Origin of the sequence: Bacillus sp. RZ2MS9 (genome assembly GCF_001816185.2) — a bacterium.
GTDB lineage: Bacteria > Bacillota > Bacilli > Bacillales > Bacillaceae_G > Bacillus_A > Bacillus_A cereus.
Window position 1 is genome coordinate 1,519,363 of record NZ_CP049978.1, and the last position, 19,567, is coordinate 1,538,929.

Below are 19,567 nucleotides of genomic sequence, written 5' to 3' on the forward strand. Positions count from 1 at the left end.
GTATATGGAGAATGAAATGTTGGAACGAGTAGAACAATTAGAAGAAAAGGTTAATAGGTTAGAGGGAGAACTCGCAAGAACGATGAAAGCTCGCAAAATAAGTACCGTTCGGATGTTCGGGGAAGGGCTACTGTTTCTGATATTTGGTGTGGTTGTAGTAGGGCCGATTATTGCCGTTGTAATCTCAATTTTTACTTGGCTTGCTGAAAAATAAAATAAAATAAAAATAAAAAAGAACGCTTGTTCTACACGAACAAACGTGCTATACTCTCCTTAGATAAACAAAACGGAAATGATTTTAAGGAGAGATAAATGATGAAAATGACAGTAGACCAAAGATTTATGATGCCAGCAGATGTTGTAGAGCGAGTGGAAGTATTACGAAACAAACAAAGCAAGCGTGGCACATTATTACAATCGGTAAATAAATTTTTCGGTTTAGATACGAAAGAAGATTGTGTTTGGTTTTACGGTTTTTATGGAGTGGCTGTAAGTATCTTGTTGTTTATGGTGTTCACTTCAAATATTTTCGATTTTCTCTTCGCGTAAGAAATATGCGATAAGGACATTGCTACCGAATACATATATAAGGAAGTAAGGTAATCTTCTAGAGCGGGAGTTGGTAGCAATGGCGATGTTTCCTATAGAGCGCAATTATATTGGATATGGAAGTTCACGACCGGGGATTCCTCTGACTAAAGTGAGATTTATCGTAAGCCATGATACGGGGAATCCTGGAAGCAATGCGATAGGCAATCGAGATTACTTTAATGAATTACAACCGAAAGCTTCGGCACATACATTTATAGATGATAAAACAATATTGGAGATTATTCCTATAAATGAAGTTGCGTATCATGTTCGATATGGTGTGCCGACGGATAATGACTTATATGGCTATGACGCGAATAAGGCGGCCATTGGAGTGGAACTTTGTTATGGTGGTGATGTTAACTTTTGGGAAGCGTATAATCGTTTTACATGGTATCATGCGTATTTATGCCAAAACTTTGGCTTAAATCCGAAAAAAGATATCGTGTCACATAAAACGCTTGATCCAGCTAGAAAGATTGATCCTGAGAATGTATTAGGGAAACAAGGTATTAAATTTCAACAGTTTTTAGCAGATGTCTATCGGATGTACGTTTCGTTTAGATGACAAATATATGAAAAATGAATACAATAAAGATAGGTGCCTACTGCTGTAAGTAGGTTTTTTCTTGTTTTTATAAATAGTGCATTGGTAGAAGACTAGGAGTGGACGAGTATGCAGAAAGAAACAGTTATTATAATCGGAGGCGGTCCGTGCGGATTAGCGGCTGCAATTTCGTTGCAAAAGGTAGGGATAAATCCGTTAGTAATTGAAAAAGGAAACATTGTAAATGCCATTTATAATTATCCAACTCATCAAACATTTTTCTCTTCTAGTGAAAAATTAGAAATTGGTGATGTAGCTTTTATTACAGAAAATCGTAAGCCATTTCGAAATCAAGCGCTTGCGTATTATCGTGAAGTAGTAAAACGTAAATCTGTACGTGTAAATGCTTTTGAGCGAGTGGAGAAAGTTCAAAAAGATGGAGAAGTTTTTCAGGTTGAGACGACAAAGCGTGATGGAAGTAAGGAAATGTATATAGGGAAATATATTGTTGTAGCAACTGGATATTATGATAATCCAAATTATATGAATGTTCCAGGTGAGGAATTGAAGAAAGTAGCTCACTATTTTAAAGAGGGGCATCCTTATTTTGATCGAGATGTAGTAGTTATAGGTGGGAAAAACTCGAGTGTAGATGCCGCGTTAGAACTTGTTAAATCTGGTGCACGTGTAACGGTACTGTATCGTGGAAGTGAGTATTCACCAAGCATAAAGCCTTGGATTTTGCCGGAATTTGAGGCGTTAGTACGAAACGGTACAATTCAAATGCATTTTGGAGCTCATGTGAAAGAGATTACTGAGCATACATTAACGTTTACAGTTGATGGTGAAGCTTTTACAATCAAAAACGATTTTGTATTTGCGATGACTGGTTATCATCCTGATCATAGCTTCTTAACGAAGATGGGTGTTCAGATTGATGAAGAAACAGGACGTCCAATTTATACAGAGGATAGAATGGAAACGAATGCTGAAAATATTTTCATTGCAGGTGTCATTGCTGCTGGAAATAATGCAAATGAAATATTTATCGAGAACGGTAGATTTCATGGAGATGCGATTGCGCAAACCATTGCATTAAGAGAAAAATAAAAAGGAGCTGTCGGGAAAATCTCGACAGCTCCTTTTTATTCGTGCATAAACATATTTTGAATGGATTCATGAGAATTTGTATTCTCTAATGCAACAAGTAATTTAATGCGTGCTTTTTGTGCATTTAAGCCGTATGTGAATACAATGCCCATATCTTTTAAGTGTTTACCGCCACCTTCATACGAATATACGTCTTGAACGATACCGTTGAAACAGCGAGAAACTAATACGACAGGAATACCTTTATTTAATAATCTTTCTAGGCTAGGCAGTGTTCTTGGAGGGAGGTTACCTTGTCCAAGAGCTTCGATAACAATGCCGTCTACAGGAAGATTTTCGATTGCTGCTAATAATGTATCATCCATGCCAGCATATGCTTTTAGAACAACTACATTTTTAGACACTTTGTTTATCGTATATGATTCGCGATGTACTAAAGCGTGATGGAAGACAACGCCGCGTTTTGTTACCATTCCAATTGGTCCGTATTGTGGACTTTGGAATGTTGCGACATTACTTGTATGTGTTTTTGTTACATTTGTAGCGCAATGAATTTCGTCGTTTAATACGACTAAAACACCTTTTTCTGCAGCTTCATCACAACTAGCAACTTTTACAGCTGATAAGAAGTTATATAGACCATCAGCACCTAACTCATTGCTAGAGCGCATTGCACCTGTCACTACGATCGGAATAGTTGCTTGTACTGTTAAATCTAAGAAATAAGCTGTTTCTTCTAATGTATCCGTACCATGCGTAATAACTACGCCATGAATGTTGTCTTGTTTTACTCTTTCATCAATGATGACTTGTAATTGTAACATTTCGCTCGGTGTCATATGAGGAGATGGTAGATGGAACACATCTTCAACGATTAAATCAACATCGCCTTCTAAATCAGGAATGAATTTTAAAAGAGGATTTTTTTTACCTGGTTGTACGACCCCAGTTTCTTTATCTTCCTCCATTGCAATTGTTCCACCTGTGTGTAAAACTAGGATTCTTTTCAATGCTTATACCCCTTTCAAGTAAAAAAATACATTTAGAACATAACATGTTTTGAGTAAATTCGACAATGGAAATGTATAAAAGTATGCCTCGAAAATGACAATAAAATTAACTGCTATATGTACGATGTATAAAATTACGAAACGAAATGTGCAAATATAGTATAGGAGGGAGAAATTACGTTGAAAAAGATGGAGAGAATTTTTATTCGTATATTGATAATACAATTCATTTGTCTTTCTGTTGTACAATTGTTATTTATACATAAGTCATCAGTGAAATATTTATCTAAAATTGTTTATTATGAGGGTGTTATGGTAAAAAACAAAGTGGAAATCTTGCAGGTGAATCGGTAGTTTTCATTTTCTTCTATGAAGGATTATGCTACAATAATTGAGGATTTAATGACGCGAAGCAAATGAGAAGAAGCAGGGTGAACACCTGCTTTTCGTTTTGTTTTATAAGTGAAAAAATGAGGTGTTACAATGGATAAACGAATTTCAATTGCTATAGATGGTCCAGCAGCTGCAGGGAAAAGTACAGTGGCAAAAGTTGTTGCGAAGGAACTTTCTTATGTTTATATTGATACAGGCGCAATGTACCGTACGCTTACATATGCAGCCCTTGAACAAAAAGTAGACATTGAAAATGAAGAGCAGTTAATGGAAGTTGTAAAGAATGTAAATATTGAGTTTCAGCAAGGAGAAAATACACAGCTTGTATTTTTAAATGGACAAGATGTTTCTGAAGTAATTCGTACACCTGATGTGACGAATCGAGTATCTATTGTAGCGAAACATCGCCTTGTTCGTGAAGAAATGGTACGTCGTCAGCAAGAGTTAGCGAAAAAAGGCGGCGTTGTAATGGACGGCCGTGATATTGGTACACATGTATTACCGGATGCTGAAGTGAAAATCTTTATGCTTGCTTCTGTTGAAGAAAGAGCGGAAAGAAGGCATTTAGAAAATTTAAATAAAGGTTTCGATTCTAATTTAGAGCAGCTAAAAGAAGAAATTGCTCAGCGTGATAAATTAGATTCAGAACGCGAAGTTTCTCCACTAAAAAAGGCTGATGATGCATTGGAATTAGATACGACTTCTTTATCAATTGAAGAAGTTGTCCAAAAAATTATGAGCATTGTTTCTGGAGTGTTTGCGAAATAAAGAAAGGGGATAATCCTCTTTCTTTTTTTGTTTAAATAGAAATGTAAAGGATACGTGAATTGTGAGTCTCTTTCCTTGACAAATGAGCTGATTTGTAAGAAGTTAGTTAAAGAGGAATAAAACTGTCAGAATATATTCGCTATTATATTTCAAAACATACTTTTTTCAAGCTGGTTTTGCTGTATACTATTTATATAGGTTTAATATATTTTCTTGTGAATGTTATTGAAAAAGAGTATGTGATGAGAAATTCTTAAACATGCAAATGAAAACTTTGTTTTCATTTCGTATATACATAAAAAATGCTTTGTCAATTCTGTAGGGAGGTATTTCCATGGTAGAGAAAATGAATGAAGAAGTTATGGATTCAAAAGAATTACAAGTTGGTGACGTTGTTACAGGTTCTGTAACGAAGGTTGAAGAGAAACAAGTGCTTGTAAATGTTGGATACAAAACAGATGGCGTAATTCCAATTAGTGAATTAGCTAACGTTCATATTGAAAAAGCAAGCGATGTTGTAGAATTAGATCAAACACTAGAGTTGAAAATTATTAAATTAGAAGAAGATGATCTTGTCTTATCTAAACGTGCTGTTGATGCAGAAAAAGCATGGGTAGAACTACAAGAGAAATTTACTTCTGGTCATGTATTTGATGTTACTGTAAAAGATATTGTGAATGGCGGATTAGTTGTGGACCTTGGTGTTCGCGGTTTTATTCCAGCTTCACTTGTAGAAGTACATTATGTAGAAGACTTTACTGACTATAAAGGTAAAACATTAGCTGTGAAAATTGTTGAATTAGACCGTGAAAAAAATCGTGTAATCCTTTCGCATAAAGCGGTAGTAGAATTAGAACTAGATTCTAAGAAAAAAGAAGCAATTTCTTCATTAAAAGAAGGGGACGTTGTTGAAGGAACAGTACAACGATTAACTGACTTTGGCGCATTCGTTAATGTTGGTGGAGTGGACGGTTTAGTTCACATTTCACAAATTTCACACGAACGTGTAGAGCAACCTTCTGAAGTGTTAGAGCAAGGTCAAAAGGTTAAGGTAAAGGTGTTATCTGTTGATGCTGATACACAACGTATTTCTTTATCAATTAAAGCAGCTCAACCAGGACCTTGGGAAAACGTTGCTGGCGAAATAAAAGCTGGAGATATTCGTGAGGGAGTAGTAAAACGCCTTGTTACATTTGGTGCATTCGTTGAGATTTTACCGGGCGTTGAAGGACTTGTACACGTATCTCAAATTGCAAATCGTCACGTGAAAAATCCGAATGAAGTATTGGAAATGGGACAAGAAGTAAAAGTGAAAGTACTTGAAGTTCACGTAGCAGAGAAACGTATTTCTTTAAGTATAAAAGAAGCGCTTGAGGAAAATAATGTAACTGAAGATTATAGTCAGTATGAGCCAAATGCTGATTCTGCTACTTTCCAATTAAGTGATATTATTGGTGAACAACTGAAAAAATTAAAGAAATAATGAGGGGTACAAGTGGTAAGGGCAAAACGTAAATTAGATCATATTGAATACGCTCTTTCTACTGGTCAGTCTCGTACGCATGGCTTTCATGATATTGATTTTGTGCATCAAAGCTTGCCAAATTCAAATTATGACACAATAACATGTGAAACAAAAATCGGCGAACTTTCACTAAGTTCGCCGATTTTTATCAATGCGATGACTGGTGGTGGAGGAGAGAAAACGTTACATATTAATGAGCAATTAGCATATGTAGCGAAACATCATAACCTTGCTATGGCTGTAGGTTCGCAAATGGCGGCGTTAAAAGATGAAAGTGAAGCTGCTTCTTATAAGGTGATCAGAAAGGTAAATCCAAATGGTATTTTCTTTGCTAATTTAGGTAGTGAGGCAACTATCGAACAGGCAGAGCGTGCCGTTGATATGATTGAAGCGAATGCATTGCAAATTCATTTAAATGTCATACAAGAGTTAACGATGCCAGAAGGAGACCGTGATTTTACTGGAGTACTTCAGCGCATTGAGAAAATTGTTTTAAATAGTAAAGTTCCTATCATTGTAAAAGAAGTTGGATTTGGGATGAGTAAGGAAACAGTGCAGCAGTTAGCGAACGTAGGTGTAACAGCAATTGATATTGGTGGGCAAGGTGGTACGAATTTTGCTGCTGTTGAAAATGAAAGAAGACAGCGAATGCTTTCTTATTTTAATAACTGGGGCATACAAACAGCAACCTCGATTATTGAAGCAACCTCTACAAATAATAACCTCTCTTTTATTGCATCTGGGGGCATACAAACAGCGCTTGACGTAGCGAAAGCGATCGCATTAGGGGCGAATACAACTGCGTTTGCTGGTTACTTTTTACGTATTTTAATGCAAGATGGTATCGAGAAGTTAGTGGATGAAATTGAGCTCCTACATACAGATTTGAAATTTATAATGACAGCTCTTGGTGCGAAAACGATAGAAGAGTTGCAATCTGTACCTCTTGTTGTAAAGGGTGAAACGTATCATTGGTTAATGCAGCGTGGTATTGATACTGCGCATTATAGTAGGAGATAAAAAATCAACCGTTCGGTTGATTTTTTTTGTTCTATTCTTTTTCGTAATATAAAGTGGAGAAAGGAATTAGTATTATATAAAAATATCATTTCGTAAAAATTGCAATTGAAAAAGGGTTGAAAAATGTAGATGGTGTGTTGTCGAATTACTGGAGAGAACTTAATTTTTAATAGGAATAGGTGAAGATAAAAAGAAGTAATGGGAGGATATAGTGTGCAAAATATTATTTCAATATAAATAGAAAACATTAAACTGATTATGTAAAAGACGGTTTCGTACAATATCGAAACCGTCTTTTTGCATTAATTAGTGCTGGTTTTGTTTTCGAGCCTGTTCTGGTGTATCAAGTCCAGTTGCACCTGGATATTGTAGTGATTGATCACGATCGGATTCAACGCGGCGTGATTCTCGTAGTTTTCGTTCTTGGCGATCTTTACCCATAATGAATAACACCTCCTTGTTAAAAGTGTTGCTGTTATAAGAAAAAACTATGCGTAAATAAAGTGGATTAACTTTCATAAAAAGTTCCCATAATGGAAAACATAGGAGGTGAAGTTGATGGATGGAAGTACTTTTTATTTTGTAGCTTGGATAGGGTGGATCATTGTAACCTTTTTTATGAAAAAGGACCTTATTCGGTGGAAGTTAGGCGCTTGTATACTGATTTTTATAATTTGCTCTCCGTTACATGTAACGATCGCCTCATTCGTGGTATCAGTAAATGCTCTTTTACTTTGTATTATTTCTTTTATAGGGATCACGCTATATTCTGTCTGGAAAAAATTATATAGCTTACTTTCGGCGCTTATTATTGCAATGTTATATACAAGTTTTCATCTGTTAGAAATATATGATCCGATTTGGATTGTGGTGGATAGAGTGTTTCTGCTAAGTAGTGCTCTTGTGTATGCATCGGTGTTATTGCATGGAGATCGCATATTACGATTATGTTCTCTATATGTAGGGATGTTACAAGGAGAGCTGCTAGTGACATTTATTTTTAGGAAATTGAATTTTCCATATGATTACGGTAGTTTAGCATTTTTTGATATCGTCGCCATTTCTACATTATTCATGGCAATATTGTTTTGGATTGCAAAAGCATCAGTATACATGGAACGGTTTAAGAGAAAAACACGTAAAAGAAAGGCGAGGGTAATACATGACTGAATATACACCAGCCATTTTATGCGGCGTAATAGCGGGGACAGTTACAAGGGTGCTAATGCTTCGGACGGATACGCGGCAATATCCGACGAGGCTACATGGGAAAATTATTCATATTGCAATGGGGTTAATTGCAGCTGCTTTAGGAGCGATTGCAATCCCGTCTATTTTGAAAAAAGATTTTTCTGCCATTACATTTCTTACATTAGCAGCGACACAATTTCGTGATGTACGTAATATGGAAAGAAATACGCTTCAACAATTAGATGGGTATGAGCTCGTACCGCGTGGAAATACATACATTGAAGGAATTGCATTAGTTTTTGAAAGTCGCAACTATTTGGCGATGTTAACGTCGTTTGTGACGACGTTTGCATATATAGGGTTTCGTTCGTGGATTGCTGGAGTAATTATGGCGATCATCGCATTTTTTATTGCGAAAAAATTAATGTCTGGCAGAAGGTTACATGATCTTGTTGATATCGAGCATGTTCCGCTTCGGTTTGAAGGAGCGGGGCTATATATTGATAATATTTACATTATGAATATTGGATTGCCAGCAAGACAAGAAGAAATTATGAAATATGGTATGGGTTTTATTTTAAAGCCGAAATCAATTGATGCGATGGTTACAATCTCAAATTTAGGGCAACGACAAGCTATTTTACACGATGTTTCAGTAGCGTTAGGGATTTATAGAGATTCTGGTACACCAGCGCTTGTACCGTTAGCAAAGCGTGATTTAGAGGATGGCAGGGTTGGGATTTTTGTCCTGCCGCAAGATCAAGATGCAGAGAAAGCGATAGGTGTCATAGGAAATGTACCAACGTTAGAAAGTGCTGTCCATATGTCATCGGAAGCCCCGAAAGGAAGGGGAGATAAGAGATGATGTTAGAAAGTGTTATTCTGGCAGTTATAACAACGACTCCAGAAAAATTTGCAGGTGGTGCTCCTTTATTCGTTTGCGAATCGACAGAGGAACTAGAATTTGTTGCAAATAATTTAGAGGCAATTTTAGATGGTATTGCACATCGCTTACAAGAGAATGTATATATTATTGTGAAACATTAGCAACGTGTGTTATAATGTGAGGTGTTTTGATACGTTGAGAAATATTCTGGAATGCAAATCCCTTCTTGCACAAAGAAGGGTTTTTTACATAATAAACAGAAGCAAGTTGAAAGGATGAAAGTATATGCCGAAACCAGTAATAGCGATAGTAGGTCGCCCGAACGTAGGGAAATCTACTATTTTCAATAGAATTGTTGGAGAAAGAGTTTCAATCGTAGAAGATATTCCAGGTGTAACGCGCGATCGTATTTATAGCGCTGGAGAATGGTTAAATCATGAATTTAACATTATTGATACGGGCGGAATTGATATTGGAGACGAGCCGTTTTTGACACAAATTCGTCAACAAGCTGAAGTAGCAATTGATGAAGCGGATGTTATCATTTTTATGACAAACGGTCGTGACGGTGTAACAGCAGCTGATGAAGAAGTTGCAAAAATTTTATATCGTTCAAATAAACCGGTTGTACTTGCAGTAAATAAAGTGGACAATCCGGAAATGCGCAGTGACATTTATGACTTTTATGCATTAGGATTTGGCGAACCATTCCCAATTTCAGGTACACACGGATTAGGGTTAGGTGACTTACTAGACGAAGCTGCACAACATTTTCCAAAGATTGAAGAAGATGGATATGATGAAGACACAATTCGTTTCTCTTTAATTGGACGTCCAAACGTAGGAAAATCATCACTTGTAAATGCTCTTCTTGGTCAAGAGCGTGTAATTGTTAGTAATGTAGCAGGAACAACTCGTGATGCTGTCGATACACCATATAGTAAAGATGGAAAAGATTATGTAATTATTGATACAGCTGGTATGCGTAAAAAAGGAAAAGTGTATGAAAGTACAGAAAAATATAGTGTACTTCGTGCGCTAAGAGCGATTGAACGTTCTGACGTTGTTTTAGTCGTTTTAGATGGTGAAGAAGGAATTATTGAGCAAGATAAAAAAATCGCTGGATATGCTCATGATTCAGGGCGAGCTGTTGTTATCGTTGTAAATAAATGGGATGCAGTGAAAAAAGACGAAAAAACAATGAAAGCATTTGAAGAAAATATCCGTGCTCATTTCCAATTCTTAGAATACGCACCAATTGTTTTCTTATCTGCAAAAACAAGAAAACGTACACAAACATTAATACCGGTTATCGATGAGGTAAATGAAAGTCATAGTATCCGTATTCAAACGAACGTATTAAACGATGTAATTATGGATGCGGTAGCGATGAATCCGACGCCAACTCATAATGGTAGCCGTCTGAAAATTTTCTATACAACACAAGTTGCGGTAAAACCACCGACATTTGTTGTGTTTGTAAACGATCCAGAATTATTGCACTTCTCATATGAGCGTTTCTTAAAGAATCGCTTACGTGAATCATTTGGCTTCGTAGGAACGCCGATTCACATTATCGCTAGAGCAAGAGACTAATGGAGAGGATGTGATTTTATGACAAAAATCACAGTAGTAGGAGCAGGTAGCTGGGGAACAGCGTTAGCGATGGTATTAGCTGACAATGGACATGATGTACGTATTTGGGGAAATCGCCCAGAACTTATGGATGAAATTAATACGAAACATGAGAATGGTCGATATCTCCCAGGCATTACATTGCCAAGCACAATCGTAGCCTACTCTTCTTTAGAAGAAGCATTAGTAGATGTAAATATAGTACTGCTAGTAGTACCAACGAAAGCGTACAGAGATGTATTACAAGAGATGAAAGAAATTGTTACTGAACCAATTACTTGGATTCATGCGAGCAAAGGAATTGAACCTGGTACGTCAAAACGTATTTCGGAAGTGATTGAGGAAGAAATTCCAGAGCACTTAATTAAAGATGTTGTTGTACTGTCTGGACCGAGTCATGCTGAAGAAGTCGGTTTACGACAAGCGACAACAGTTACGTCTGCAGCAAAGCGTATGGAAGCGGCTGAGGAAGTACAAGATTTATTTATGAATAGTTATTTCCGTGTATACACAAATCCAGATATCGTTGGAGTTGAACTTGGTGGTGCGTTAAAAAATATTATCGCATTAGCTGCTGGTATAACTGATGGTCTTGGATTAGGTGATAATGCAAAGGCGGCATTGATGACACGTGGTTTAACAGAGATTGCTCGTTTAGGAAGAAAAATGGGCGGGAATCCGTTAACGTTTGCTGGTCTAACTGGTATGGGAGACTTAATTGTAACTTGTACAAGTGTTCATAGCCGAAATTGGCGCGCTGGAAATATGCTTGGAAAAGGACACTCTTTAGAAGAAGTGTTAGAAAGCATGGGTATGGTTGTGGAAGGTGTAAGAACAACGAAAGCTGCTCATGAATTGGCAGAGAAAATGGAAGTTGAAATGCCGATTACAGCTGCTTTATATGACGTGCTGTTCAATGGGAATAACGTAAAAGATGCGGTAGGCTCATTGATGGGACGTGTTCGAAAACATGAAGTGGAAGCTATACCTGATTTACTGTAAAGAAAAGCGACAGAAGTACATTTGTACTTCTGTCGCTTTTTTTATTTTTTGGGTCTTTTCACCATTTTTTCATTTTTGCATAGGATGAAGAGTAACTTGAGGAGAGGGTGAAAAGAATGGATAATAACATTTTTAATAATATTGAGAAGGAAGCGAAAGTAAATAAAGAGGATATTTTTAAATTAGCATCATCCGTGCAAAATGCGAATTTACGTGATGAAACTGTACTTCGTCAATTAATTCATCAAGTGGCTCTTATGGCGGGACGTGAAGTGCCGAAAGAGCAAGAGGATCAAATTGTAAAAGCGATTATTAATAATAATATGCCAACAGATTTTGGCTCGTTAAGCAAAATGTTTAAAAAATAAATTATGAGAAACAAAGAGTTTGTAGATTGCATATGATAGCCATGAAAGAATGGGAATAGAGCTGTTTTTGGGCATATTTGGTCAACCGAAGCGAGAGATACAATCGCTTCGGTTTTATTTTTGTCTAGATTGGTGAGAAATGCTGGAAAACCTATTGATTAAAGTTATATATTCGCAATTTGTAGTAAAATGTTCTTTTTGTATTTGTTTAAAGATTTTAATTTGTTAAAATAGTATAAAAATAGATTAATAAAAAGGGGTGTGTATATGTCAGAAGGGCTTATGAAAATGTGGTTAGCTTTAGGGGCAATTGGATTTATGTTTTTTGCAGTAAGTTTTATTTTATTAAGTAGACATAAAATAAAGAATAAATTTTTGAAAGGGATTACAGCGTTAGTAGCGTACACCCTTATGATTGTGTCAGGAATTGTTATTTTTCTTGTTGTATTTAGTGGACCTGTACAGCAGTAAATGGAATGGTCTCGAAAATACTACATACAGAGCAAATTAGATTAGTATGAAAAGGTGATGCTAGTGAAAAAATTACATATTATTTTAATATTTTGTTGTATGAGCCTTTTAACGGGGTGTCTGTATCCGAAAGAAAATATGAAGCAAAATGCGGTTCCTTATGAAGATCAGCTACAGGTTGTTCAAAAAGCTGTTGTGACATTTAAGGAGCAAAATGATGGGATATTGCCAATTAAGACGAGGGATATGAGTACACCTATTTATCAAAAGTATCCGATCGATTTTCAACAGATTGCCCCGCGTTACATACAAGAAGCGCCAGGGAATGCGTATGAAAGTGGAGGAGTATATCAATACGTATTAATAGACGTTGAAACAAATCCAACAGTAAAGTTAATTGATGTTAGGATGGCTGAACAAATTCAGGAACTATCTTTAAAGCTTAGGATATATCGTGATGAACATCAATATCCACCTTTTAAAAAAGTAATTTCAGATGGTGTATATGAATTGGATTTCAAAAAACTAGGATATAAAGATGTGCCACAAGTGACAAGCCCATATTCTGGTAAAGGACTTCCTTTTGTAATTAATGAAAAAGGAGAAGTTTTTGTTGATTATAGAATTGACTTATATGACGCTTTGAAAAAAAATGAAGGGCAGTTTGCGGAGGGAGAAGATATTCGAAATATACTTTCAAAAGGATCCCCGTTTGTACCAGCTTATTCTTTACCGTACACAGTAAAGGACGGAGAACCAATTTTTTTAAAATGATAAGTCATGAACCTTTCTTTTAGTGAATAAGTTCTACAAGAAAGGTTTTTTATGTTATACAACTTACGATGCAAACAAAAGATATTTTTTAATAGTCATATGAAATTGGACAAAATTATATGATATATTGTCCGAACTTCTAGAATACCATTATATTATATCAGATATTATAGGCAACGTTAGAGAAGGTATTAGTTGACTATAAACGCGGAATTATTCCCAAAAATTTTGAGGGAGGGAATCACTTGGAAAAGGTAGATATTTTTAAAGATATTGCAGAACGAACAGGCGGTGATATTTATTTTGGAGTTGTAGGAGCTGTTCGAACAGGGAAATCAACATTCATTAAAAAATTTATGGAACTTGTAGTTATTCCAAACATTGAGAATGAGTCTGACCGTCAAAGAGCGCAGGATGAATTGCCTCAAAGTGCTGCTGGTCGTACAATTATGACGACGGAACCGAAGTTTGTTCCAAACCAAGCGGTTTCTATCGAAGTAGATGAAGGACTTGAAGTGAATATTCGATTAGTAGATTGTGTTGGATATACGGTTCCTGGAGCGAAGGGCTATGAAGATGAGAATGGCCCGCGCATGATTAATACCCCTTGGTATGAAGAACCTATTCCATTCCATGAAGCTGCAGAAATCGGCACGCGTAAAGTAATTCAAGAACATTCAACAATTGGTGTTGTAATTACAACAGATGGAACAATTGGTGAAATTCCAAGAAGAGATTATATAGAGGCAGAAGAACGCGTTGTAAATGAGTTGAAAGAAGTAGGAAAACCTTTCATTATGATAATTAATACGGTACAGCCGTATCATCCAGATACAGAGCAATTACGCCAAAGTTTATCAGAAGAATATGATATCCCGGTTATTGCAATGAGTGTGGAGAGTTTAAGAGAAACAGATGTATATAATGTACTTCGTGAAGCGCTATTTGAATTCCCTGTATTAGAAGTGAATGTGAACCTTCCAAGCTGGGTAATGGTGCTAAATGAAGGGCATTGGTTGCGTCAAAGTTATCAAGAAGCAGTTCAAGAAACTGTGAAGGATATAAAACGTCTTCGTGATGTGGATCGCGTTGTTTGGCAGTTTAGTCAATATGAATTTATTGATCGAGCGAGCCTAGCGGGCATTGATATGGGGCAAGGTGTGGCGGAGATTGATTTATATGCGCCAGATGAATTATATGATCAGATTTTAAAAGAAGTAGTAGGAGTAGAAATTCGAGGGAAAGATCATTTATTAAAGCTTATGCTCGATTTATCTCATGCGAAAATAGAGTACGATCAAGTGGCGGATGCACTGCGTATGGTTAAGCAAACAGGATATGGTGTAGCAGCGCCTGCATTAGCGGATATGAGCTTAGATGAGCCAGAAATTATTCGTCACGGTTCAAGGTTTGGTGTGAAGTTAAAAGCGGTAGCGCCATCTATTCATATGATTAAAGTAGATGTAGAGTCAACGTTTGAGCCGATTATTGGTACTGAAAAGCAAAGTGAAGAATTAGTTCGTTATTTAATGCAAGATTTTGAAGATGACCCGTTATCAATTTGGAATTCTGATATATTTGGACGTTCACTTAGCTCGATTGTTCGAGAAGGAATTCAGGCGAAATTATCTTTAATGCCAGAAAATGCTAGATATAAATTAAAAGAAACGCTAGAAAGAATTATTAATGAAGGATCTGGCGGATTAATTGCGATTATACTATAAGAAAAAATCCCTCTCACTGTAGAGGGATTTTTTGTTTTTTTGATTATAAAATAGAAAAATAAACAGTCATTATCTAATACATTGTTGTAAATTGTCAAGTTTCATCAGATTTTCACATTTTCAGAGTAACAATTTCCTTAAAAATATTGAATTATAAAGGAGAATCGTATAATATAGGCGTTGATAATGATTTATCTACATCTTTGTAGTATAGAATTTGCAAAAATTGCCTACAAATGAAAGTAAGACTCATTTTATGATCATTATACAGTCTTATCTTTGGGAGGAGGTGAATGGCATGAACAAGACAGATTTAATCAATGCTGTTGCAGAAGCAAGTTCCCTTTCTAAAAAGGACGCAACAAAAGCAGTAGACGCTGTTTTTGATTCTATCTTAGAAGCTTTAAAACAAGGTGATAAAGTACAACTGATCGGATTCGGTAACTTCGAAGTTCGTGAGCGTGCGGCTCGTAAAGGTCGTAACCCACAAACAGGTGAGGAGATTGAAATCGCTGCAAGTAAAGTACCTGCATTCAAACCTGGTAAAGCGTTAAAAGATGCGGTTAAATAATCCTTACATATTAACAGGGAAGAAGAGTTTCCTTTTTGGGAACTCTTCTTTTTGCTTTTAAAAACATAAATATGCTAGAATGTGTTCGTATCACTTTTAGGTTTTCGGGAGGGCTAGCGGATGGCAAAAGTTAATTTAGAACAAATTGAACATGCAGTACGCCTTATTTTAGAGGCGATTGGGGATGACCCAAATCGTGAGGGAGTACTTGATACACCAAAGCGTGTTGCAAAAATGTACGCAGAAGTGTTCTCAGGTATGCATGAAGATCCGAAAGAGCATTTGCATAAAGTATTCGGAGAAGATCACGAAGAGCTTGTACTAGTAAAAGATATACCATTTTATTCGATGTGTGAGCATCATTTAGTTCCATTCTATGGAGTTGCTCACGTTGCATATATTCCGCAAGGTGGAAAGGTGACAGGGTTAAGTAAATTAGCTCGTACCGTAGATACAATTGCACGTCGCCCACAACTGCAAGAACGTATTACATCAACAGTAGCGAACTCTATTATGGAAGTACTAGAGCCTCATGGTGTAATGGTAGTAGTAGAAGCAGAACATATGTGTATGACGATGCGTGGTGTAAAAAAACCAGGTGCGAAAACAGTAACGACAGCAGTGCGTGGTGTGCTTGAAAATGATGCTGCAGCGCGCAGTGAAATTTTATCGTTTATTAAAACGAAGTAAAGAAAAGCGGGAAACTGCTTTTCTTTTTTTTTTTAGTAAATAAATGATATAGTTTTAACTAGACAGAGTGAGATTAGAAAGATTGCTTACATGAATGGCAGGTGTAGCCAAGTTTTGGTTATAGAAAATAGAGTGTATGTGTTATAATAAGTTTTATGAATTAGAAAACAAGGGTGATTTTTTGTGTGTGACATCTACGGAGGGTATGCGGGTATAAAAGAAAAATTGATGGAGAAATTACGCCATCCTTACTTTATAAACTATATTGAAGAACCATTTATTGATGAAGAAAAGATAGCATTGTTATATGGTGCTTTAAAGAGTGCAAACTTACATATAGAACAAATTGAGCATTACGTAGTAACAATTATGCTTGTACAAATTGCGCTTGATACGCATGAAAGGGTATCAAATAAAGCAGGCGAGGAAGAGATTGAATTCCATAAATGTCGTCAATTAACAGTACTTGCAGGCGATTACTATAGTGGACTATATTATTATTTATTGTCTATGAATCGTGATATTGTTTTAATTCGTGCACTTGCTGAAGGAATTAAAGAGATAAATGAACACAAAATTATGTTATACCAAAAAGCGCATGAAACGACGGATGACATAATGAAAAGCGTAGTAACGATTGAGTCTGCGCTCCTTCAAAAAACATGTGATCATTTTCATTTATCACATTGGAAGCCATTTATCACATACGTATTAGGTGGAAATCGCCTTCAAAAAGAAATTCAATTGTATGCTGATAAGCAACATTCACCTGTTTTTCAAGCTATGCAAGATGCTTTAGGGGATAAAGCAGAAGTAGTGATTATTGGTTGGATGAAGGAATTGAGAAAGAAAGAAAAACAATTTTTAGAAAATCACACAGACATAAATGAAATAAATTCTGTGTTAAGGAATAAATAGAAGACATAAGCAATTTTACATTGGAAGAAGGTACGAGCATGCAACAATCAAAAGAAGAAAGAGTACATGACGTATTTGAAAAGATTTCTGATAAATACGATGTGATGAATTCTGTAATTAGTTTTCAAAGACATAAAGCGTGGCGTAAAGAAACGATGCGAATTATGGATGTACAACCAGGTAGTCAAGCGCTTGATGTATGCTGTGGAACCGCAGATTGGACAATTGCGCTAGCTGGAGCTGTAGGTGAACAAGGAAAGGTTGTTGGCTTAGATTTCAGTGAAAATATGTTATCTGTCGGTAAGCAAAAGGTAGAGGCGTTACAATTAAAACAAGTAGAACTTCTACATGGGAATGCAATGGAACTTCCGTTTGAAGATAACACGTTTGATTATGTGACGATTGGGTTTGGTTTACGTAACGTACCGGATTATATGCACGTATTAAAAGAAATGACACGTGTAGTAAAACCAGGTGGAAAAGTAATCTGTTTAGAAACATCTCAACCAACAATGATTGGTTTTCGACAAGGGTATATTTTATACTTTAAATATATCATGCCGTTATTTGGAAAGATGTTTGCGAAAAGTTATAAAGAATATTCATGGCTTCAAGAATCTGCTAGTACGTTCCCAGGGATGAAAGAATTGGCTCAAATGTTTGAGCAAGCTGGACTTGAACGTGTGCAAGTGAAACCATTTACTTTTGGGGTAGCAGCGATGCATTTAGGTATTAAACCAGAATCAAAATAGAAAAAAGAAGTTTTAGGTTAAGGTGAACAATATGAAGTTACAACTTATGTACTCTTTTTTACGATCGGATATTAATGTGATAGAAAAAGAATTAAAAAAGACAGTTGCTTCTGAACAGCCATTAGTAGAAGAGGCAGCATTACAGCTTATTGAAGCTGGTGGGAAACGAATTCGTCCTGTATTTGTGTTGCTTGCAGGGAAATTTGGAGATTATAAGTTAGATGCGATTAAGCATGTTGCTGTTGCGTTAGAACTTATTCATATGGCTTCTCTTGTTCACGATGATGTTATTGATGCTGCATTTTTACGACGCGGCAGTGCGACTGTGAATGCGAAATGGGGAGATCGTATTGCGATGTATACAGGGGACTATCTGTTCGCTAAGTCTCTTGAATGTATAACAAATATCGAAATTCCAGAGGCGCATCAAGCGTTATCACATACTATTTTAGAAGTCTGTAAAGGTGAAATTGAACAAATTAAAGATAAATACAATTATGACCAAAATTTAAGAACGTATTTAAGAAGAATAAAGCGAAAAACAGCATTGTTAATTGCCGCGAGTTGTCAATTGGGAGCGATTGCTGCTGGTGCTAATCGTGATACGGTAAATCGTCTATTTTGGTATGGGTATTTTGTAGGGATGTCTTATCAAATTATTGATGACATTTTAGACTTCGTTTCCACAGAAGAGAAACTTGGAAAGCCTGCTGGCGGAGATTTACTACAAGGGAATATTACACTTCCTGCTTTATATGCGATGGAAGATCCAGTACTTCGTCAGAAAATCACATCTGTACATGAAAATTCAACAGCAAGTGAAATGCAAGAAATTATTGATGCTGTAAAAAATAGTACAGCAATTGATCAAGCATTTGCGTTTAGTGAACGTTATTTACATAAAGCTTTAGAAATAATAAAACCACTTCCACGTGGAAAAGCAAAGTACGCATTACAAAATGTTGCAAAGTATATTGGAAAACGAAAATTTTAATGTTTATTCTAAAAAATAAAATAATCTCTCTATTTCAAAACTATTGCACAATTGTGATAAGGGTGATAATATGTGTGTGGGGATATACAATTACATACATAATTCAGAAGTGGAGAGATTTTTTATGGAAAAAACATTTCTAATGGTAAAACCAGACGGTGTACAACGTGCCTTCATTGGGGAAATTGTAGCTCGTTTTGAGAAAAAAGGCTTTCAATTAGTTGGTGCAAAATTAATGCAAGTCACTCCGGAAATTGCTGGACAACACTACGCTGAGCATAAGGAAAAACCTTTCTTTGGTGAGTTAGTAGACTTTATTACATCTGGACCTGTGTTCGCAATGGTATGGCAAGGTGAAGGTGTAGTAGATACAGCGCGTAACATGATGGGGAAAACAAGACCACATGAAGCAGCTCCTGGAACAATTCGTGGAGATTTCGGTGTAACTGTTGCGAAAAACATTATCCATGGTTCTGATTCTTTAGAAAGCGCAGAGCGCGAGATTGCTATTTTCTTTAAAGAAGAAGAATTAGTTGACTACTCAAAATTAATGAATGAATGGATTTACTAATTATTTTGAAATAATTTGTAAACGCTTTAATCACTGTGATAATAGTAAAAAGTGCA

Annotated in this window: 25 protein-coding genes; 23 read left to right on the forward strand and 2 right to left on the reverse strand. The window is 36.2% G+C overall.

What is annotated here, in order from left to right; translation table 11 throughout:
* Positions 1–4 precede the first annotated feature (4 nt).
* The 4 genes from BHV55_RS07865 to BHV55_RS07880 all read left to right on the forward strand — a co-directional run bounded on the left by BHV55_RS07865 (position 5) and on the right by BHV55_RS07880 (position 2,248).
* Positions 5–214, forward strand: a complete 210-nt coding sequence (locus BHV55_RS07865; RefSeq protein WP_000426768.1) for a hypothetical protein — start codon at positions 5–7, stop codon at positions 212–214.
* 98 nt (positions 215–312) lie between these two features.
* The gene (locus BHV55_RS07870) at positions 313–549 is read left to right on the forward strand and encodes a DUF3961 domain-containing protein (protein WP_001983018.1); all 237 of its coding nucleotides are present in this window, start codon (positions 313–315) and stop codon (positions 547–549) included.
* A 79-nt stretch (positions 550–628) separates the two neighbouring features.
* On the forward strand, positions 629–1,159 hold the full coding sequence (locus BHV55_RS07875; protein WP_001240655.1) for a peptidoglycan recognition protein family protein: 531 nt from the start codon (positions 629–631) through the stop codon (positions 1,157–1,159).
* A 108-nt stretch (positions 1,160–1,267) separates the two neighbouring features.
* Complete coding sequence (locus BHV55_RS07880; RefSeq protein WP_001168509.1) at positions 1,268–2,248, forward strand: YpdA family putative bacillithiol disulfide reductase; 981 nt, start codon at positions 1,268–1,270, stop codon at positions 2,246–2,248.
* A 35-nt stretch (positions 2,249–2,283) separates the two neighbouring features.
* Here BHV55_RS07880 and ansA read toward each other — a convergent pair whose 3' ends face one another.
* Entirely contained in the window at positions 2,284–3,258 is a 975-nt protein-coding gene (gene ansA / locus BHV55_RS07885) for an asparaginase (RefSeq protein WP_000822026.1), read from the reverse strand.
* Positions 3,259–3,438: 180 nt separating this feature from the next.
* Between ansA and BHV55_RS07890 the strand changes: the two genes are divergently transcribed.
* The 4 genes from BHV55_RS07890 (at position 3,439) to BHV55_RS07905 (ending at position 6,964) form a co-directional block, all read left to right on the forward strand.
* On the forward strand, positions 3,439–3,612 hold the full coding sequence (locus BHV55_RS07890; protein ID WP_000738057.1) for a YpfB family protein: 174 nt from the start codon (positions 3,439–3,441) through the stop codon (positions 3,610–3,612).
* 129 nt (positions 3,613–3,741) lie between these two features.
* Positions 3,742–4,419 (forward strand): (d)CMP kinase, encoded by a 678-nt coding sequence (gene cmk / locus BHV55_RS07895; protein ID WP_000361252.1) that lies wholly within the window; start codon positions 3,742–3,744, stop codon positions 4,417–4,419.
* Positions 4,420–4,753: 334 nt separating this feature from the next.
* A complete protein-coding gene (gene rpsA, locus BHV55_RS07900; protein ID WP_000229559.1) occupies positions 4,754–5,902 on the forward strand; it encodes a 30S ribosomal protein S1 in 1,149 nt (382 codons plus the stop codon).
* Between the two features lie 12 nt (positions 5,903–5,914).
* On the forward strand, positions 5,915–6,964 hold the full coding sequence (locus tag BHV55_RS07905) for a type 2 isopentenyl-diphosphate Delta-isomerase (RefSeq protein WP_000251037.1): 1,050 nt from the start codon (positions 5,915–5,917) through the stop codon (positions 6,962–6,964).
* A gap of 306 nt (positions 6,965–7,270) precedes the next feature.
* Here the strand turns inward: BHV55_RS07905 and BHV55_RS07910 are convergent, their stop codons facing one another.
* A complete protein-coding gene (locus tag BHV55_RS07910; RefSeq protein ID WP_000513900.1) occupies positions 7,271–7,405 on the reverse strand; it encodes a YpzI family protein in 135 nt (44 codons plus the stop codon).
* 117 nt (positions 7,406–7,522) lie between these two features.
* Between BHV55_RS07910 and BHV55_RS07915 the strand changes: the two genes are divergently transcribed.
* The 15 genes from BHV55_RS07915 (at position 7,523) to ndk (ending at position 19,511) form a co-directional block, all read left to right on the forward strand.
* Positions 7,523–8,134 (forward strand): YphA family membrane protein, encoded by a 612-nt coding sequence (locus tag BHV55_RS07915; RefSeq protein WP_000349095.1) that lies wholly within the window; start codon positions 7,523–7,525, stop codon positions 8,132–8,134.
* Entirely contained in the window at positions 8,127–9,020 is an 894-nt protein-coding gene (locus BHV55_RS07920) for a YIEGIA family protein (RefSeq protein ID WP_000141601.1), read from the forward strand. Before BHV55_RS07915 ends, BHV55_RS07920 begins: the two co-directional genes overlap by 8 nt.
* Positions 9,017–9,202, forward strand: a complete 186-nt coding sequence (locus tag BHV55_RS07925; RefSeq protein WP_000979059.1) for a capping complex subunit for YIEGIA — start codon at positions 9,017–9,019, stop codon at positions 9,200–9,202. Before BHV55_RS07920 ends, BHV55_RS07925 begins: the two co-directional genes overlap by 4 nt.
* 124 nt (positions 9,203–9,326) lie before the next feature.
* On the forward strand, positions 9,327–10,637 hold the full coding sequence (gene der, locus BHV55_RS07930) for a ribosome biogenesis GTPase Der (RefSeq protein ID WP_070757136.1): 1,311 nt from the start codon (positions 9,327–9,329) through the stop codon (positions 10,635–10,637).
* An 18-nt stretch (positions 10,638–10,655) separates the two neighbouring features.
* Entirely contained in the window at positions 10,656–11,678 is a 1,023-nt protein-coding gene (locus BHV55_RS07935) for an NAD(P)H-dependent glycerol-3-phosphate dehydrogenase (protein ID WP_030024641.1), read from the forward strand.
* A gap of 116 nt (positions 11,679–11,794) precedes the next feature.
* Positions 11,795–12,046, forward strand: coding sequence for a stage VI sporulation protein F (locus tag BHV55_RS07940; RefSeq protein WP_000369754.1), 252 nt, complete (start codon positions 11,795–11,797; stop codon positions 12,044–12,046).
* A 267-nt stretch (positions 12,047–12,313) separates the two neighbouring features.
* Positions 12,314–12,517, forward strand: coding sequence for a DUF2768 domain-containing protein (locus tag BHV55_RS07945; RefSeq protein WP_001289004.1), 204 nt, complete (start codon positions 12,314–12,316; stop codon positions 12,515–12,517).
* 63 nt (positions 12,518–12,580) lie between these two features.
* Entirely contained in the window at positions 12,581–13,291 is a 711-nt protein-coding gene (locus BHV55_RS07950) for a hypothetical protein (protein ID WP_000733110.1), read from the forward strand.
* A gap of 245 nt (positions 13,292–13,536) precedes the next feature.
* Positions 13,537–15,015: a stage IV sporulation protein A gene (gene spoIVA / locus BHV55_RS07955; protein WP_000416519.1), complete on the forward strand. Its 1,479-nt coding sequence runs from the start codon at positions 13,537–13,539 to the stop codon at positions 15,013–15,015.
* A gap of 298 nt (positions 15,016–15,313) precedes the next feature.
* Positions 15,314–15,586, forward strand: a complete 273-nt coding sequence (locus BHV55_RS07960) for an HU family DNA-binding protein (RefSeq protein WP_001043860.1) — start codon at positions 15,314–15,316, stop codon at positions 15,584–15,586.
* A gap of 120 nt (positions 15,587–15,706) precedes the next feature.
* Entirely contained in the window at positions 15,707–16,276 is a 570-nt protein-coding gene (folE, locus tag BHV55_RS07965; protein ID WP_001151482.1) for a GTP cyclohydrolase I FolE, read from the forward strand.
* A gap of 183 nt (positions 16,277–16,459) precedes the next feature.
* Positions 16,460–17,194, forward strand: coding sequence for a heptaprenyl diphosphate synthase component 1 (locus BHV55_RS07970; RefSeq protein ID WP_000332851.1), 735 nt, complete (start codon positions 16,460–16,462; stop codon positions 17,192–17,194).
* 38 nt (positions 17,195–17,232) lie between these two features.
* Positions 17,233–17,946, forward strand: a complete 714-nt coding sequence (gene menG, locus BHV55_RS07975) for a 2-heptaprenyl-1,4-naphthoquinone methyltransferase (protein ID WP_001187674.1) — start codon at positions 17,233–17,235, stop codon at positions 17,944–17,946.
* Positions 17,947–17,977: 31 nt separating this feature from the next.
* Positions 17,978–18,940, forward strand: coding sequence for a heptaprenyl diphosphate synthase component II (gene hepT, locus BHV55_RS07980; RefSeq protein WP_000776077.1), 963 nt, complete (start codon positions 17,978–17,980; stop codon positions 18,938–18,940).
* A 124-nt stretch (positions 18,941–19,064) separates the two neighbouring features.
* Complete coding sequence (gene ndk, locus BHV55_RS07985) at positions 19,065–19,511, forward strand: nucleoside-diphosphate kinase (protein WP_000415883.1); 447 nt, start codon at positions 19,065–19,067, stop codon at positions 19,509–19,511.
* Positions 19,512–19,567: the final 56 nt, after the last annotated feature.

Excerpts from the sequence above, each read along its gene's own strand:
- BHV55_RS07865 (WP_000426768.1), top strand. The coding sequence starts at position 5 with ATGGAGAATGAAATGTTGGAACGAGTAGAACAATTAGAAGAAAAGGTT.
- BHV55_RS07870 (WP_001983018.1), top strand. The coding sequence starts at position 313 with ATGATGAAAATGACAGTAGACCAAAGATTTATGATGCCAGCAGATGTT.
- BHV55_RS07875 (WP_001240655.1), top strand. The coding sequence starts at position 629 with ATGGCGATGTTTCCTATAGAGCGCAATTATATTGGATATGGAAGTTCA.
- BHV55_RS07880 (WP_001168509.1), top strand. The coding sequence starts at position 1,268 with ATGCAGAAAGAAACAGTTATTATAATCGGAGGCGGTCCGTGCGGATTA.
- cmk (WP_000361252.1), top strand. The coding sequence starts at position 3,742 with ATGGATAAACGAATTTCAATTGCTATAGATGGTCCAGCAGCTGCAGGG.
- rpsA (WP_000229559.1), top strand. The coding sequence starts at position 4,754 with ATGGTAGAGAAAATGAATGAAGAAGTTATGGATTCAAAAGAATTACAA.
- BHV55_RS07910 (WP_000513900.1), bottom strand. The coding sequence starts at position 7,405 with ATGGGTAAAGATCGCCAAGAACGAAAACTACGAGAATCACGCCGCGTT.
- BHV55_RS07915 (WP_000349095.1), top strand. The coding sequence starts at position 7,523 with ATGGATGGAAGTACTTTTTATTTTGTAGCTTGGATAGGGTGGATCATT.
- BHV55_RS07920 (WP_000141601.1), top strand. The coding sequence starts at position 8,127 with ATGACTGAATATACACCAGCCATTTTATGCGGCGTAATAGCGGGGACA.
- BHV55_RS07925 (WP_000979059.1), top strand. The coding sequence starts at position 9,017 with ATGATGTTAGAAAGTGTTATTCTGGCAGTTATAACAACGACTCCAGAA.
- der (WP_070757136.1), top strand. The coding sequence starts at position 9,327 with ATGCCGAAACCAGTAATAGCGATAGTAGGTCGCCCGAACGTAGGGAAA.
- BHV55_RS07935 (WP_030024641.1), top strand. The coding sequence starts at position 10,656 with ATGACAAAAATCACAGTAGTAGGAGCAGGTAGCTGGGGAACAGCGTTA.
- BHV55_RS07940 (WP_000369754.1), top strand. The coding sequence starts at position 11,795 with ATGGATAATAACATTTTTAATAATATTGAGAAGGAAGCGAAAGTAAAT.
- BHV55_RS07945 (WP_001289004.1), top strand. The coding sequence starts at position 12,314 with ATGTCAGAAGGGCTTATGAAAATGTGGTTAGCTTTAGGGGCAATTGGA.
- BHV55_RS07960 (WP_001043860.1), top strand. The coding sequence starts at position 15,314 with ATGAACAAGACAGATTTAATCAATGCTGTTGCAGAAGCAAGTTCCCTT.
- folE (WP_001151482.1), top strand. The coding sequence starts at position 15,707 with ATGGCAAAAGTTAATTTAGAACAAATTGAACATGCAGTACGCCTTATT.
- menG (WP_001187674.1), top strand. The coding sequence starts at position 17,233 with ATGCAACAATCAAAAGAAGAAAGAGTACATGACGTATTTGAAAAGATT.
- hepT (WP_000776077.1), top strand. The coding sequence starts at position 17,978 with ATGAAGTTACAACTTATGTACTCTTTTTTACGATCGGATATTAATGTG.
- ndk (WP_000415883.1), top strand. The coding sequence starts at position 19,065 with ATGGAAAAAACATTTCTAATGGTAAAACCAGACGGTGTACAACGTGCC.